13 protein-coding genes and 2 pseudogenes are annotated in these 15650 nt (G+C 39.9%); 5 read left to right on the top strand and 10 right to left on the bottom strand.

The features are described from left to right. Positions 1-58: 58 nt before the first annotated feature. From NWP25_RS14575 to NWP25_RS14565, 3 genes are read right to left on the bottom strand one after another with little or no spacing between them, the layout of a single operon-like run. A complete protein-coding gene (locus tag NWP25_RS14575) occupies positions 59-454 on the bottom strand; it encodes a DNA cytosine methyltransferase (RefSeq protein WP_280699675.1) in 396 nt (131 codons plus the stop codon). Positions 455-492: 38 nt separating this feature from the next. Next, positions 493-1419 (bottom strand): mediator of RNA polymerase II transcription subunit 8 family protein, encoded by a 927-nt coding sequence (locus NWP25_RS14570; protein WP_280699673.1) that lies wholly within the window; start codon positions 1417-1419, stop codon positions 493-495. Between the two features lie 7 nt (positions 1420-1426). Then, positions 1427-2506, bottom strand: coding sequence for a reverse transcriptase domain-containing protein (locus NWP25_RS14565; protein WP_280699671.1), 1080 nt, complete (start codon positions 2504-2506; stop codon positions 1427-1429). A 427-nt stretch (positions 2507-2933) separates the two neighbouring features. Between NWP25_RS14565 and NWP25_RS14560 the strand changes: the two genes are divergently transcribed. From NWP25_RS14560 to NWP25_RS14550, 3 genes are all read left to right on the top strand, one after another. After that, the gene (locus NWP25_RS14560) at positions 2934-3197 is read left to right on the top strand and encodes a sulfiredoxin (RefSeq protein WP_280652505.1); all 264 of its coding nucleotides are present in this window, start codon (positions 2934-2936) and stop codon (positions 3195-3197) included. Between the two features lie 50 nt (positions 3198-3247). Beyond that, positions 3248-3739, top strand: a complete 492-nt coding sequence (locus tag NWP25_RS14555; protein WP_280656820.1) for a Dps family protein — start codon at positions 3248-3250, stop codon at positions 3737-3739. 85 nt (positions 3740-3824) lie between these two features. After that, positions 3825-4460, top strand: a complete 636-nt coding sequence (locus tag NWP25_RS14550) for a helix-turn-helix domain-containing protein (protein ID WP_280652503.1) — start codon at positions 3825-3827, stop codon at positions 4458-4460. A gap of 47 nt (positions 4461-4507) precedes the next feature. On the opposite strand, the gene NWP25_RS14545 is transcribed toward NWP25_RS14550, so the two are convergent. The 3 genes from NWP25_RS14545 to lepB all read right to left on the bottom strand — a co-directional run bounded on the left by NWP25_RS14545 (position 4508) and on the right by lepB (position 8565). Then, positions 4508-6244 carry a R3H domain-containing nucleic acid-binding protein gene (locus NWP25_RS14545; RefSeq protein WP_280652502.1) on the bottom strand — a complete coding sequence of 579 codons (1737 nt, stop codon included), beginning with the start codon at positions 6242-6244 and terminating at the stop codon, positions 4508-4510. A gap of 40 nt (positions 6245-6284) precedes the next feature. Further along, positions 6285-7391, bottom strand: a complete 1107-nt coding sequence (ldpA, locus tag NWP25_RS14540) for a circadian clock protein LdpA (RefSeq protein ID WP_280652501.1) — start codon at positions 7389-7391, stop codon at positions 6285-6287. Between the two features lie 529 nt (positions 7392-7920). Next, entirely contained in the window at positions 7921-8565 is a 645-nt protein-coding gene (gene lepB, locus NWP25_RS14530; protein WP_280652500.1) for a signal peptidase I, read from the bottom strand. A 272-nt stretch (positions 8566-8837) separates the two neighbouring features. Here lepB and NWP25_RS14525 point away from each other — a divergent pair. Further along, positions 8838-10156, top strand: a pseudogene (locus NWP25_RS14525) (dihydroorotase). A gap of 1415 nt (positions 10157-11571) precedes the next feature. Here NWP25_RS14525 and tsaE read toward each other — a convergent pair. Together tsaE and NWP25_RS14515 are read right to left on the bottom strand one after the other, a co-directional pair. Then, a complete protein-coding gene (gene tsaE, locus NWP25_RS14520; RefSeq protein WP_280699669.1) occupies positions 11572-12027 on the bottom strand; it encodes a tRNA (adenosine(37)-N6)-threonylcarbamoyltransferase complex ATPase subunit type 1 TsaE in 456 nt (151 codons plus the stop codon). A gap of 7 nt (positions 12028-12034) precedes the next feature. Beyond that, the gene (locus tag NWP25_RS14515) at positions 12035-13423 is read right to left on the bottom strand and encodes a gluconeogenesis factor YvcK family protein (RefSeq protein WP_280652498.1); all 1389 of its coding nucleotides are present in this window, start codon (positions 13421-13423) and stop codon (positions 12035-12037) included. Positions 13424-13577: 154 nt separating this feature from the next. On the opposite strand from NWP25_RS14515, the gene ruvC reads away from it, so the two are divergent. Next, complete coding sequence (gene ruvC, locus NWP25_RS14510; RefSeq protein WP_280699667.1) at positions 13578-14069, top strand: crossover junction endodeoxyribonuclease RuvC; 492 nt, start codon at positions 13578-13580, stop codon at positions 14067-14069. Positions 14070-14381: 312 nt separating this feature from the next. Here the strand turns inward: ruvC and NWP25_RS14505 are convergent, their stop codons facing one another. Together NWP25_RS14505 and NWP25_RS18725 are read right to left on the bottom strand one after the other, a co-directional pair. Beyond that, entirely contained in the window at positions 14382-15338 is a 957-nt protein-coding gene (locus NWP25_RS14505) for a glycosyltransferase (protein WP_280656825.1), read from the bottom strand. A 206-nt stretch (positions 15339-15544) separates the two neighbouring features. Continuing rightward, a pseudogene (locus NWP25_RS18725) lies at positions 15545-15650 on the bottom strand (transposase); the annotation flags it as partial.

The raw sequence follows: 15650 nt of genomic DNA, 5'->3' as shown, positions 1-15650 counted from the left end.
CGCTACCTTCAAGCTTGTATGTGTCAACAAATCAGTTATGTTCATTGGATGGAAGATATTATGAGATGTTGACATTTTCACCTTTGATAGGACTACTATATCTAACTATGTAAACTTTTGTAAAGACATTCAACATTTCTGTAAATAAAGTATTTCTTGGATCATTCGGGTCTTTTTGTGCTGGTCCAGCAATGCTAAAACCTTGACATGGTGGACCGCCAATAATAATATCCGGGTTGTAAAAACAAATTTCTTTAACAGTAGTTAAGGTATTCAATTCACGAATATCATTTTGAATCACGGTCATTTGTGGGTGGTTATAACGCAGTGTATCACAAGCCCAAGCATCTATTTCAACTGATATAGGTACAACAAAACCGGCCATTTCAAACCCTAAACTAAACCCTCCAGCACCAGCAAATAAATCAATAACCACCAATTTCTCTGTTATCATAAACTGTTAGTTTAGTTTAAAAATTAAAATAACTATTGTTAATTTCGATGAGAAATTTTATCAATTCTATTATAAACTTCTTGGACAAACCAAGATACTACATTTTGTATATCTGTGTAATTATTAGGATCATGGTATAGCTGTTGAACATACCATTTTTCTTTTTTTAATCGTTTCTCATCTTTAAATCGATCACCATGACACTCTATATGTCTTAACCTATGTGCATTTTTAATTAGCAAAAATTTATGCTTCCAATCTTTAGTACTCATGAATCCTGGATTGAATATTTCAAACGATATTTCTAGAGAGAAATTAAAATTAAAATTCATATTTTTTTCAAGACTATCCCAAGATATTATATATTTATCCTCCCAATGTATATATTTATAATCTGCTTGTTCCAAATCGTTTGTCTTATTTTCTAAATAAATTTTTGTGTATTTCCATTGTTTCTCTTCATAAGTTTTTTTATATCTGTCGTAAGCTTCTAAAAATTCTTTATTACTTTCACTAAGACAATCATATTCTTTTTCAAATAGAATCTTGATAGCAGATTCTAAAGTCTTGATAGCAGATAAACAAAAGTTTAGTATCTTTTTGTAATGTTGGGTCTCCGCCATCGATTTATTGTATTTATCTAAATTATTTACCCAATCATCATATTGTGTTTTATCTATATATGAATAATCAATCCAGTATCCCTCTGGTATTGTTGACTGTTTTTGAGGTTTGTGTAAACCATCTTGCTCATTATTGACGAGAATATGATCAAGATTTTCATTTGCTACAACTCGTTGAGAAGATAAATTAACAATTTGATTTGAGATTTGCTGAAAACCACTCAATAACTTTTCATTTAATGTGATGAATTCTGTTTCAAGCTTATTTGATAATATATCAATACTGTTTTTTAATTCTTTAACTTCTTGTATTACATCCTCTTGCATATCATATTTATCCATTCTATATTTAAGCTTGTATTTCAATAGATTTAATAATAAGTTGTTTATAAAAATTTATGTATTTTTGATAAATAGGATCATCCTTACCTTTGACTACTCCAATAAACTCTATTTTCCCCCGCAGCACCTGCTTAAAATTTGGTTTTGCCTTCTGGGGTAATCTATTTTTAAATTCATATTTAGATAAATATTCTTTCTGTGCGGCTTCAAGTCCAAACTTAGCCCAAGCGTGGAGCATAGCGCGAACTTGACGCACGTAAGTACGGTCAACGTTAGGAAAAACATTGGTTGTTAACCCTGTAACTTCTTGATGATTTCCCCTGGTTTGTAATCTGACTTTACTTTGATTGATTTCAAACCCATTGCTATTAATGATATTTAATAGACTATTGCCAATAACTAATTTTTCTCCATCTTCATCATTAGTTATATATGCCAAATCTCTAGGAAATTGAGATAAAGTTGTTGAGAAAGTAATATCATCGGCATATCTGGTATAAGTTGCTTTACAATCTTTAGCCAACCTCTGTAATTGACTATCCATCTTGCCACAAATCATATTACTAATGATTGGTGAGGTTGGCGCACCTTGAGGTAAGTGATTGTTATGACAGCAAATTTGAGCTAAAACTGTAGCAACTTCTGGATGTAATCCGTAGGGGGTAGCCATGAACATACCCCGCACCCGACCAAAATTAATACTAGGGAAAAAATCTTTTAAATCAATATTGAGAACATAGCGTTTTTTGACATGAGCTTGAGCATTGGTAACAATATTTTTGCCCATGACAAAGCCATGTACTGATGGTTTGATGTCATAAACTGCTTGTAAAACTTGATTCAGTTTGCTTTGGATAATTTTTAGCGCAGTTATGGGAGTTGTTATTTGACGAATACCACCAGACTTTTTAGGTATACCAAAGGTTTTATAACGATCTTCAGGTGTAACCTGATATATATGATAAATCAGACGAGAATAAGAAATTTCTAAAAGGTCAGCTATCTCTACTGGTTGTTTGAGAGAGTAAAATTTTTCTCGCAACAACTCAGGACTGCGCTGGAGAAATAAGTGGGATTTTTTTGGCACTTTGTCTGTAGTAGATAATAAAAAAATATCACTTGCGGGTATATTCTCGCTTATTCGACTCAAGATAAAGCAGTTGTCAGGATGGACATCTGGGTTAAAGCTAACCGTGAAATACACCGTCGCAGGATCAACAACGGAAATCAATACTTGTTACCGCAAGTGATTTATATGACTACTATGGTTAAGTCACTTTAATATGTGATTTACAACTATTATACAGCAAAAAACAGACTATTCACGAAAATATACTGGTGTATCCTGGATTTTATGGGATCGCATGACTTAACACCCGTTCTTTTAACTTTTGTCAAGGCGATCGCCTACTTTACGGAAACTAGTTATTTAATATACATTTACAATTTTTTACTCAACTTAATTATAAATCAAACTCATAACGAGTATGATTAATGCAGGAGAGGAAATAAGGATGATGAGAGTTGAAGAAATCCCCTTAAATCAAATCAAACGCCCTTTACCCCGTGTAAACGACCCTGATAAAGTCCAAGCCTTAATGGAGTCTATTGCAGCGATTGGACAACAAGAACCCATCGATGTCCTAGAAGTAGATGGACAGTATTATGGTTTTTCCGGTTGTCACCGTTATGAAGCTTGTCAACGATTAGGCAAACAAACAATTATGGCCAAAGTTCGTAAAGCTCCACCTAGCGTCCTCAAGATGCACCTAGCATGAGTTAATAGATTTTAGGTCTCTAAAATATAGAACCCACAGAGGAGAAAAATATGTCATCTCAAGCAACAGCCAAAAGTGTAAATATCGGGATTGACGAAGCAAGTAGAGCTAAAATCGCCGAGGGGCTGTCTCGCCTATTGGCTGACACTTATACACTGTATCTCAAAACCCATAACTTTCATTGGAACGTTACAGGTCCGATGTTCCAAACCTTACATTTGATGTTTGAGACACAGTATACAGAACTCGCCTTAGCAGTAGACTTAATTGCAGAAAGGATTAGAGCTTTGGGATACCCAGCACCGGGAACCTACAGCGAATATGCTAAACTCAGCTCAATTGCGGAAACTGCGGGAGTTCCTAAAGCTAAGGAAATGATTAGCTTGCTGGTGGAAGGACAAGAAGCAGTGGTCAGAACCGCACGCTCTATTTTCCCTGTACTAGAAGAAGTCAACGACGAACCCACCGCCGACTTATTAACTCAACGAATGCAAGTTCATGAGAAAACAGCTTGGATGTTGAGAAGTTTACTGGAAGAATAACCTGAAAAATATTTACTTAAACTTTTGTGGGGTGGGCATCCTGTCCGCCCATGGTATATAAGTTAAATATGTCACAGCTTAATCAATGAGCAATCACACCCAAAAGCTGCAAAATTTGATGCAGCGTGTAAATATTCCTAGTTTTAAAGCATTAAGTCGTGATGCTGGGGTTTCAGAACGGCAAATTTTACGACTGCGACAAGGGAAATTAACACAGATGCGGGTGGATGTGCTGCTGAAGTTATCCCAAGTGCTGAAGATTTCATTGGCTGAATTAATAGAGACTTTTTCACCAATGACGATTCAGGATGACCTACCCGGTAGCCAAACGGAGATGGAAGCATTAAAAACAGAGTACCAGCCATCGCTACCGCAATTAGAACAGCAGCGAGAGATATTAAAACAACAATTTCAGCAGTGGAGTTTACAACTGCTGGAATCTTTATTATTACAATGGCCTACAGCAGCCCAGAAAGCTGAGGAGAATCCCCAGCTAGCTGCAATTAAAATTGTGCCTTTGGTGCAGAAGCCGTTAGAAAGACTGTTACAAGAGTGGGGAATACAAGCGATGGCACCAGTGGGAGCAGAAGTGGCATATAATCCCCAAATGCACCAATTAATAGAAGGAACCGCACAGCCAGGTGAAACAGTGAGAGTACGTTACACAGGCTATGTACAAGGCGAAAAGCTACTTTATCGAGCTAAAGTCAGTCCAGTTTAATAGGGGATGAGGAAAGTAGGGTAATTTTCCCCATCCTCAGTTTTGAATTAAGCTGGATAAATCCGCAAACGTCGATTTGGTTCTTCGCCAAAACTATCAGACCTGAGTCGATAGTGTTCTACCAACTCATGCTGCATTTTGCGTACTTGCGAAGAACGGGGCAGTAACTCCACAGGTTGTCCTTTAGGAATTACAATCTGTTCTACGGCAAGTCTGGCTTCTTCTAAAGCATCCATCTCGTCGTCACTACCACTGTGTAAAAACAGTTGCAGTTCTGTATCATCGGCCATCTCCGGATCTTCTATGTTCAGCAACCGCCGCAAACCACGGGTAATCTGCGGGATTGTACTGGACTTAATCATATGAATTGGCACATAGCGGGCTTTGGCCATTTGCCTTAGTTTGGCGTGGTTTTTGACATGCGATCGCAGTGCCAAAATTGCATCAGCACTATCAATGTCTTTTGTCAAGACCACTGGCAAAGTCAGGACACCAATCACCTGTTCTAATTGGTGGCGGCTCACACCATAAGGATAAACGTGTAGCGGCAAATCTTCGCCGTTTGGCCCTGGGTGTTTACTAGTTTTGAGATCAATAGTCTCTGAGTAGTTGAAGGATTCATCCAACAACCTGTCAAACTCGCTACGTCCAGTGATCCGCTCCGGTTCTAAAGACAAAGGTGGTAATGCTACCATTTGTCCTGATGAACGCCAGCCATTAGTCTGTCGCGCTGGTGGAAAAGACTCCCTTATTGTAGCAACCTGACCACCGTGACCCTGAACCACTGATAACTGCCGCGTAATTACTACCTTGCCTTGCTCATCAACAGTTCTCATTTGTGGGCTAGGCTGACGACCTCTAAGCAAAGTATCTACTGTATCAGCGACACTTTCGTGTATTGTCCAGCGTTGCCGTTCTAACATTTCCACAGCAATCTCAAAAGTGGGAGGAGCTTTCCGTTCTAAAACAGTTTTTTGACTACCCCTTCTTCTGGCTTCCTCATCCCCTAAAGTTACAGCCTGAATGCCGCCAACTAAATCAGAAAGGGTGGGATTTTTAATCAGGTTCTCAATTTGGTTCCCGTGGGCAGTACCTACCAACTGCACACCCCGTTCAGCAATAGTACGAGCCGCTAAAGCTTCTAACTCTGTACCAATTTCATCAATGACGATTACTTCTGGCATATGGTTTTCCACTGCCTCAATCATCACCTGATGCTGAAATTGGGGTTGTGCCACTTGCATCCGCCTAGCACGACCAATGGCAGGGTGAGGCACATCACCATCGCCGGCAATTTCATTAGATGTGTCAATAATTACTACCCGCTTATGTAAATCATCTGCCAAGACACGGGCAATTTCTCTTAACGCAGTAGTTTTACCCACACCTGGTCGCCCCAGCATGAGAATTGATTTACCGGTTTCCACCAAATCGCGGATCATGCCAATTGTGCCGAATACTGCCCGACCCACGCGACAGGTCAAGCCAATAATCCTACCGCCACGGTTACGGATAGCGCTGATGCGATGCAATGTTAGCTCAATTCCGGCTCGATTATCTCCGCTAAAGGTTCCGACTCGCTGAATGCATTCATCTATCTGTGCTTGAGTTACGGGTGTTTCGCTCAGATACTCAGCTTGATTAGGAAAGCGAGCCTCTGGGCAACGACCCAGATCCAAGACCACTTCAACTAAACTATCTCGTTGGGGATGATTCTCTAGTACTTGTCGCAGGTCTTGAGGCAAAATGTCTAATAACTTTTGAAGGTCTTCTTTAATCGTCATGCTTTCTATGGTGACGTTTTTAGAGATAACGAACGAGCGATTAGCGCTCCTGCTGTGACTTGATCTGGGAAACCAGGGAATGGGCAAGCTTTACTGCTGGCCAGAGTAATTCGGGTTCTTCTTCGAGGCGGACTTTCGCCTTCACACTGGTTTGACTCACCTCCTGATTCTCTAACTGATCAAGAATTGGTGACAGCAGTACACGGGCGTAGCTACCGTAAGCAACTCCAGAAACATAGGACTGTGAATGGTACTTACTACTTTTTAACAATCCCATTGCCTTTAACTTAGCAACAGTGTACCTATTAGTGCCACCTGCTAATTGCACATATCCCGGTAACTTAGCTGTCAAAACTTTCTGGCCTAGTTTTACCGTTGCTAAAGTGGTGCCATTTCCAATATCACCACTCATAGGGCGGCCATCTGTCTGCCAAATCAAAGACCCACGCAATGGGGTAATTAGTTCGGCAATTGCTTGTAGATAGTCAATCATTCCCTCCCCATCGGGACAGCTAATGGCCAATACCTTTAGTTGATCAGCCCACGGCGAAATGCTTTGCCATAATTGCTGAAATTCTGCCAAATGTCCGATTTTTGTGTGAATTTCTACCGCATCTACCACCCTTGACATTACCAATGGCGCTACAGCGCCAGCGCTCGATATGTGTGATTCTGTATAAATATTATCATATGGACAAATGGGTATGCAACGTCCACAGCCGTAACACTTCTGAGCTTCAACTCCCGAAAAGTTATCTATACGGTTAAATATGATTGCTTGTGCAGGGCAAATCTTTTCACAGGGTCTAGAGCAATGTGTCGGGCACTTAGTAGAGTTAAACTCTGCTTTGCGAAAATGGGGGTCTTCCCCATCGTTGAGGCTGACCATCAAAAAAGGTAAGTTGCCCTTATAGCCATAACCTCGCTCCTTCGCATCCTTAACTAAATGCCTGGCTACTTGTAACCCTTCCTGCGCTGCAGCTATCACTGCTGGATCAGGTGCCAGATCTATACAGTCAGCGCCTGCCAATGTGTAGGCTAATGTTAAACTTCTCACTGCTGGTAGATATTGAAAACTGGCTCCGCAGATCAGCTTGAACCAGTGGCCTTCTTTTAAGGATTGTAAAGGGGCGAACAAATCAGTCACGCTTCTATTATGCTTTTACGGGACTAAAAATACCAGCCTTTGATGTGGAAAAAGTTTTGATTTCCTCATCCTGAGTTCTCACTAGATAGAGTCTCATTGTGGGAATCTTCTGTCAAGGGTTGTGAAAAACTCAACCAAAACTTGATCAATGCTGACAAATCACAGACTAGTTAAAGATTCTGCTGTTACTATTTTATAAGAAAATAGAACCGGCCAAAACCACCGACATAAAGTATCGGAGCGTGGCGAAGATACTTCATTGTACTTTAGGCGATGGATTTAGGCGAGGGCAAAGCTTCTTTAGGGATGGTCCATGAGGTAGTGTCATGATGTCTTTGTTCTTCAATATACTTTTTAACAGTCTCAACCCTAACATTGCCAGCAGTAAATGTAGGTATGCCACTGGCAAATTACGAACTCGCGGTCATACTCTAGTGGTCCAGTGGCAATAAACTTGGCTTGCTCAACTTCAACACTATCCAGTGATTTAATCGGTTAGGGTAAAATTTTGGCTAAGTATGGGATTAATTTAGGGATATAATGGCGGTCCCTTATCAAGTCCACCAATATTATTTAGAGGCCAAAAGCGGAGTATGGCACGGCCAATAATATTCTCTCGGGGTACAACGCCCCAGCAACGGCTATCGTAGCTACTGTTACGGTTATCACCTAAAACTAAGTATGAGTTTGGGGGTATAGTTGCGGGTTTTGCTAAGTAAGGCGGCTGGGACTCTGATGTGCAAACATCTATTACCGTCTGTTGATTAGTGGTAAGGTATTTGACTTCTTCCAGGGGTTTATTGTTGATATGGACTCGGCCATCCTTGAGTTCTACTTTTTCTCCAGGTAAGCCAATTATACGTTTAATAAAGGCATCGTTGTATTGTTCCTGTTGTAGTGCTTTTGTGGGCGAAAAAACTACAATATCTCCCCGTTGTGGATTAGAAAACCTATACTTCAACTTGTCCACAATTATCTTGTCTGCCTCCCACTGGTTTGGGGTGCCGTTCAGTGTAGGCTCCATAGAGGCAGAAGGAATCCAACGAGCTTCAGCAACAAAAGTACGAATGCCTAGGGCTAAAACAATACTTAATACAACTGTTCTAGCTAGTTCGGCGAACCAGGAATTATCAGGTTGTTGACTAGATTTGTTATCAGACACTTGATTTCGCATGAAATTACTGAAATAAGGGAAGAGAGCAGTAATTAACTCGTTCGGGGAGACTATGTTCTTTAATCTTAACGAGTAAATTCCGATTTCCTGCTTAAAGTTAGCATCTGTAGTTGATGCTAGGCTCCTTTATTACAGAGGAGTTTGGCAGTGAAAAATTAACTTTTTCTTCTCTTGGAGATGCTACGCCCACAAAATCTGGAAAAATACATAATAATTAGGGCAATTAAGTTTAACCTAAAAGTATAAGTATCTGTCTCAATCCTGTTAACCTCATGTCATCTCAACAAAGTTTACTGATTCGACGCGCTAACATTGTTTTGCCTCGTGGTAACTTAATGGTGGGAAACCTACTGACGCGTGATGGCAAAATCCTTGAAGTTGCATCTGAAATTTCCGCCACCACCCCAGCTATGGAAACTGACGCAGGAGGGTTAACTTTGTTGCCGGGAGTGATTTGTCCCCAGGTGCATTTCCGGGAACCAGGACTAGAACAAAAGGAAGATTTGTTTACAGCCAGTTGTGCCTCCGCCAAAGGTGGTGTGACTTCCTTTTGGAGATGCCCAACACCCGCCTTCTGACAACTACCCAGCAAGCTTTAGACAACAAGTTGCAACGCGCCTCCCATAAGTGCCTAGTCAATTAGGACTTTTTTATTGGGGCAACAACGGAAAATTTACCAGATTTACTTTTGGTCAATCCGACGCCGGGCATTAAAGTTTTTATGGGTTCGATGCACGGTCAGTTGCTCATAGATGAAGAAGAAGCACTGGAAGCTATATTTTCTCAAGACCGTCGCTTAATGGTGGTTCATGCCGAAGATCAAACCAGAATCAACCAACGTGGCCAATAATTTGCCCGTATTCATGCTCCGGCAGTCCATTCTGTGATTCAAGATAATCAAGGGGCACTTTTAGCAACCCAGGGAGCATTAAAACTTTCCCGAAAACATCAACGTCGTCGGCATATCCTACATATGTCCACAGCAGAACAACCAGACTTGCTGCGTCAGGATAAACCAAGTTGGGTGACAGCAGAAGTAACACCACAGCATCTGTTATTGAATACTAGTGCTTATGAAACCATTAGTACCCCGGCACATATTAATCCACCGTTGCCATCGCCCCACGATAATGAAGTACTTTGGCAAGCCTTGCGCGGTGGTGTGATTGATTTCATTACTACAGACCACCCATCCCACATTTTAACAGAAAAAGCTCAAGAATATCCCAATACTCCCCCTGGGATGCCAGGAGTAGAAACATCCCTCGCTGTGATGTTAACTGCGGCTATGGAGGGAAGGTGTACTGTATCCCAAGTTGTCAACTGGATGTCTCAAGCTGTAGCTTTGGTTTATGGTATACCCAATAAAGGTGCCACCACTCCTGGCTACGATGCCGATTTAGTGCTAGTATATTTAAACAAATATCGTTTAGTCCGCCGCGAAGAACTCTTAACCAAATGTCGTTGGAGTCCTTTTGAAGGTTAGAACCTTACAGGATGGGCTGTAACCACTATTGTCGCCAGTCAAATTGTTTACGACAAAGGCAAAGTAAATATAAAAGTACGCGCACAAGCTTTAATTTTTTTCTAGCAAATATTATTGGTCATCAGCAATCACATCATATTTTTGTAATGTGATATTTTTACCATAGATTGAATTTAATTTATACATATTAAAATCGTACAAATACTTAAGTCAACTTTTATGATAGCTAGCTGCTTCAAATTATTTTGGTCAAATTAATAAAGATAAATATAAGTATAACTTCTAATAGAAATTACTTAAATAAATTAATCTCATTGCTTCACAGTCAGTAACTTTTTGTTCATAGATACCGAATCTCTCCTCGGAAAACTAACCGCGAATATAAGTTAAACGAATTGATGCGCAAATATGAGACATTGAACTTTTCACTACAATCTTTTTGTATTCGACTATCCGGATTATTTCTCTAAATAATGTAGAGAATTAGTAGGGTTAAGTAAACGGGCAAATTTCTGTGGAAATAATGTTTATAGATATAAAAATTTTATATACACTTAATTTGTACGGTTTTAAAACCTAATTCATACAATTCTGATTGTTTTGGGTTTACGCCAATGACATTGCTAGAAAGCTGAACATTAGCCAGCAACCCGGAGCAAATAAAACCAAATCAGCATCGAAGCAAACAAACTTAATCACTATTTATCGAGATAATTAAAGCAATGAAGCAATAGCAATAACCGTAGTTTGAACAGATGAAATCAATACCAGCATTCCCTGAGTAATTGAAATTCATCTAACATCCCCATTCACAAAGATGATTACCTAGAGAACAGATTTATGTCAGTTCTCATGTGAATATAACTTCCCTTGAGGGTAGGGATTAAAAAAATCTGGCAGGTTGCTAGATATTACCTGCAATCTAACTTTATGGGACGGTTTGCATCCAGTTTTCATTCATCTACTGCAATATTATCTGCGAGAACATGCAAATCCTAGCCAACTGCAGCAAAAAGCTAGTAGATGTAAATCTTTACCACGGCTTGAGTTGAACAATATTTCATTGATTTTTGGATAATGAAGACAAGAATGTTATTGAATTTCCTTGATGAGCGCGGTAGTGGTAGATAGAAAGAGTGTGGAATTCTCGCTCTCTTCTCTTTTAGGCCCTACGCAAACGACTCTTGCATCAATATTTGTAGTGTTGTGCTAAGGTCAAACAATTTGGAATTTTAGATTTGTGAGCAAGCATAGTTGCGGCACAAAGATTTTGGGATTTTAGATGAAAAATCAAAAAATTCATTGACCCCAAGCCTCAAATTGATTAACCGAAAATTTAAAATTGCCAGGGTGAGGAGTTGACCCAGCCTATGGTGAGTTATCATCATAGCCGATGTTTTTCGCCATCAAATAGGTTCTTATTGCCTGACGTTTTGCACCACATTGAAAAACAGGGTTTTTGGAGAATATCGTAAGCTTAAGCCTTTGATTTTTGGTCAAAAAACACAGTTGCTCATGACTTAATCTAAGCCAACAAAATCTGAGATGCTAAAATTAAAAGGTGTAATTTTAGCTTGACGAGTGCCTTCCTCTCCATAAGTCAACACCAAACTCAGATAACTATTTGGCTTATAGGGCATTCGTTCTGCCCATTCAATTGCCACAATTCCCGGCATTACCTCAACACCTTCCCAATAAGTCTCCAGGTTCAAGGCTAGGACCTCAGAAGGTTCCAAACGGTACAAATCTAAATGGTAAAGGGGAATACGTCCTTCTGTGTACTCATTAATGAGAGTAAAAGTAGGACTAACAATTGATCCGGTGGTGTCTAAACCTTGACCAATTCCCTGTACCAGGGTAGTTTTGCCAGTGCCTAAATCACCTTCTAATAAAATCACACTGCCAGCAGTCAGATTTTGACCAAGTGTGATACCCAAACGTAGAGTTGCTTGTGCATCTGCAAGTAAAATATTCATGGACGGGTCAAGATGGTATATTTTTGCTGGCTCGATGATGAGTTCTACTGTACCACCGCAATAAAACTCTTGCTAGTTTCTGGGGATTGTGACGCAGGCAGCCTGTTTCGTCTTCATGCAAGATATTAGCTAAAACAATTCGCCGCCCTAATAGGGTAACATCTTCCCTATCCAAGAATACTGGATGGGAATTTTGTTGAGCATACCGCATCAGTGATTGCTCAGAAGGAGATTTTTTGTGTACTAATACCGCATCAAACAGCTGTCTTTGTCCGCAGGCAGCATCAATAGCTTTAATATGGTCTGCAACAGTATATCCCTGAGTTTCTCCGGGTTGAGTCATGATGTTGCAGATGTAGATACGAGGAGCTGTGGATATGGCGATGGCATCGGCAATTTCTGGTACAAGTAAATTAGGAATGATACTGGTGTATAAGCTACCAGGTCCCACAATAATGTAGTCAGCTTCTTTAATTGCTTTAATAGCTGCTGGCAAAGCTGGAGGATGAGCAGGGATACAGCCAATCTTGACAATTTTTCCCCCTGCTTCAGGAATTCTAGACTCTCCTTCAATACGACGGCCATCCTCTAATTCAGCCCAAAGGCGAACGTCACTCAGGGTAGCTGGTAGAACTTGTCCCCGCACTGCTAGGACTTTAGAACTAGCTGCAACGGCCCGTTCTAAATCGCCAGTAATATCGCTCATGGCAGTTAAGAACAAATTACCAAAACTATGGCCTGTTAACCCGTCCCCAGCCTTAAAACGATATTGAAATAATTCTGTTAATAATTTTTCTTCATCTGCCAGTGCTGCCAAACAATTACGAATATCCCCTGGTGGTAAAACACCAAATTCCTGACGCAGCCGCCCAGAAGATCCACCATCATCAGCTACAGTAACAATGGCAGTAATATTGGCGCTGTAGGATTTCAAGCCCCGTAATAAGGTAGAAAGTCCAGTACCACCACCAACTACTACTATTTTAGGACCCCGGTACAATCGACGATGTGCCATCAGCACATCAATTAATTCCTCTTCGCTGTCTGGTCTTAACACCTCAGTAATTGAGCCCACAGTGCGAGTTTGCCCCCAAAGCAGCAACAGCACACCGCACAACAACACCACAGGTCCGCTGATATAGTGCGGTAAAATGTCGGCAATTACTCCCAGAAAACCCCGAAGCAACTCTATGGCCCAAAAAATTGGGGTTAGCTTCACCCATATAGCCAACCCCAAAATTGCCAGCAATACACCCCCAAGGCTGATGAGCAACCAGCGTTTTACGGCTAGCCCTGGAGATAGCCACTTGAACCACTGGTTAACACGATGGGAAGTGCGACGCCGGGACTGCTTTTGCAGGGCGTTGAAGGCTTGTCTGATAAAACCAATTGACATACCTGATTCGGAGCAGTGCTACAAAATAAATGATTAACAGCAAATTTAAACTACCTGGCATCAACACCAAGTATAGAGTTAGAGTTGCTAAAGTTATCAAGGAATTTAGACTAGCAGCCAGTTGTCAAAGTTGCCAGTTAATTAATTTAACTTAATGGAAAAACGCATTTTAGGATTAGATCCGGGACTAGCAATTTTAGGATTTGGCGCAATTACCTGCAAACACAATCCCCAACTGGTGCAAGATACAACAGTAGAAATGATTGACTTTGGAGTAATTCGCACATTTCCAGATACGGAAATGGGGCAGCGCCTCTGCATTTTGTTTGATGATTTGCATACGGTTATTGAGGAATTACAACCAGACTTGGTTGCAATTGAAAAATTGTTCTTTTATCGTATGTCAAATACAATTCTTCTGGCACAGGCTAGGGGTGTAGTTTTGTTAGCTTTAGCACAGCATAAGCTTCCGTATGTTGAATTCACTCCCGCCCAAGTTAAACAAGCCCTAACAGGGCATGGTAACGCCGATAAATCTGAAGTCCAAGATGCGGTGGCGCGGGAGTTGGATTTACAAGAGATTCCCCGACCAGATGATGCGGCTGATGCTTTAGCAATAGCTTTGACGGCTTGGTTTCAGATTTAGGTTTGTAAAAAGAGAATAGTTAATTAAAACCGGAAAAGTCAGAAATTCACATTGCCATAAGTGACTTCCAAATAAAAAAATCCCTAATTGTTAGTAGTGGATTAACACAGGTAATCTTGTGCAAGAGTATAAAATGTGCATAAGCATAGGATAAATATTGTGGGGTAAGTTCTCTAGCCCGGCCAGAACAGGTATCTTGCCTGCTTATCAGCCACTTCCTAAATTTCTGGGTATGTTGCTTCCCATGTGTTCCACAGTAGATTTATTTTTCCTGGTGATGTTTTCTTTTGGCCAGTGTCTCCATTGTCAACGTCAAGATGTCATCCCAAATTTACCTGAAGTAACAAACTTTTTTAAAAATAAGAAGCGACAGGCAATTCGCTCAGTTTGTCGAAAACCAAAAATATTTTGAACCAACTTATATATTCCTCTTTTGCTATTCAATTTAAACTCTGGAAAGCGAATTAAAGCTTCTTCTAAAAAAATTAAGTACTGTGAGTAATCAATAAACAAAGACTCTCTAGCCAGTTCAAAATATGATTTAGCTAAAGCATGACGATATTTTTTTGATAGTTTATTTAATTGTAATAATCTTTTTTCGCTTTTATCTAAAACCATATGGTGGTTTTTTAACCAACGAATTTTAGAAGATGTAGAAACTGTTACCAATCCATATCTTCTATAAATTGAATAACAGCCTGGTTGATATACAACTTTAGCTTTATTCATGACCACTGAAATAAAAAAATCTCTATCTTGTGCAGCCGTCAAACTTTCATCCCAACCGCCACTATTTTCCACTGCGGTTCTTTTATAAAGTAAAGCAGCTAAAGCAACCCACCAATTTGCTAGTAGAGAAGCCAAAATATCTGTTTGTATTTCCGAAATTTCTATGTTTTCTAACAAAACAGAACCATCAGATAAATGGCGCTGATGTCTCCAATCACCATAAACAACATCAGCTCCTGTTTCTTCTAAAAACTGGATTTGTCTTTCTATCTTTTCAGGTAAAATGTAATCATCTGCATCTAGATACTGAATATACTCTCCTCTAGACAAATCAAATCCTCGATTTCTGGCATAATTGCCACCTTTATGCGGTAAAACTTCCCAAATTATCTTATGTTGATAACTTTTAATAATTTCTAATGAATTATCTGTAGAGCCATCATCAATCACAATAATTTCGATATTTGGATAAGTTTGTTGTAAGCAGCTATCAATTGCTTCTGCTAACCATTTTTCTGCGTTAAAGGATGGAATAATGATTGAAACTAGTTTTTTTTTTCATTTGAATATCCTGGAATTTTTACCAAATACAGCAAATTTCAGGTTAATGAGGCACAGTAGTAATAGTTAGTAAACCAGTTTTTTAAATGCTTGGGATTAATTAAATCAAGAGCAGTGGCAATAAGAATATCAAACATTTGTGCAGTAGTGGGAGAAAAGGAGCGTAAAAAAGCTTTTAATTGTCACCACCAGTGTTCTATAGGATTAAAGTCAGGAGAATAGGGGGATTGATAAAGAACTTTTGCGCCCACAGATTCAATTAAAGGTTTAATTTCTTGTACTTTATGGGCG

This window comes from Umezakia ovalisporum Ak1311 (genome assembly GCF_029891685.1).
Taxonomy (GTDB): domain Bacteria; phylum Cyanobacteriota; class Cyanobacteriia; order Cyanobacteriales; family Nostocaceae; genus Umezakia; species Umezakia ovalisporum.
The sequence above is the reverse complement of the archived record's forward strand: the minus strand, read 5'-3'. Positions and strand labels throughout refer to the sequence as shown.

Excerpts from the sequence above, each read along its gene's own strand:
- NWP25_RS14570 (WP_280699673.1), bottom strand. The coding sequence starts at position 1,419 with ATGGATAAATATGATATGCAAGAGGATGTAATACAAGAAGTTAAAGAA.
- ruvC (WP_280699667.1), top strand. The coding sequence starts at position 13,578 with ATGGAAAAACGCATTTTAGGATTAGATCCGGGACTAGCAATTTTAGGA.
- lepB (WP_280652500.1), bottom strand. The coding sequence starts at position 8,565 with ATGCGAAATCAAGTGTCTGATAACAAATCTAGTCAACAACCTGATAAT.
- NWP25_RS14575 (WP_280699675.1), bottom strand. The coding sequence starts at position 454 with ATGATAACAGAGAAATTGGTGGTTATTGATTTATTTGCTGGTGCTGGA.
- NWP25_RS14545 (WP_280652502.1), bottom strand. The coding sequence starts at position 6,244 with ATGACGATTAAAGAAGACCTTCAAAAGTTATTAGACATTTTGCCTCAA.
- NWP25_RS14560 (WP_280652505.1), top strand. The coding sequence starts at position 2,934 with ATGATGAGAGTTGAAGAAATCCCCTTAAATCAAATCAAACGCCCTTTA.
- NWP25_RS14515 (WP_280652498.1), bottom strand. The coding sequence starts at position 13,423 with ATGTCAATTGGTTTTATCAGACAAGCCTTCAACGCCCTGCAAAAGCAG.
- NWP25_RS14555 (WP_280656820.1), top strand. The coding sequence starts at position 3,248 with ATGTCATCTCAAGCAACAGCCAAAAGTGTAAATATCGGGATTGACGAA.
- NWP25_RS14550 (WP_280652503.1), top strand. The coding sequence starts at position 3,825 with ATGAGCAATCACACCCAAAAGCTGCAAAATTTGATGCAGCGTGTAAAT.
- tsaE (WP_280699669.1), bottom strand. The coding sequence starts at position 12,027 with ATGAATATTTTACTTGCAGATGCACAAGCAACTCTACGTTTGGGTATC.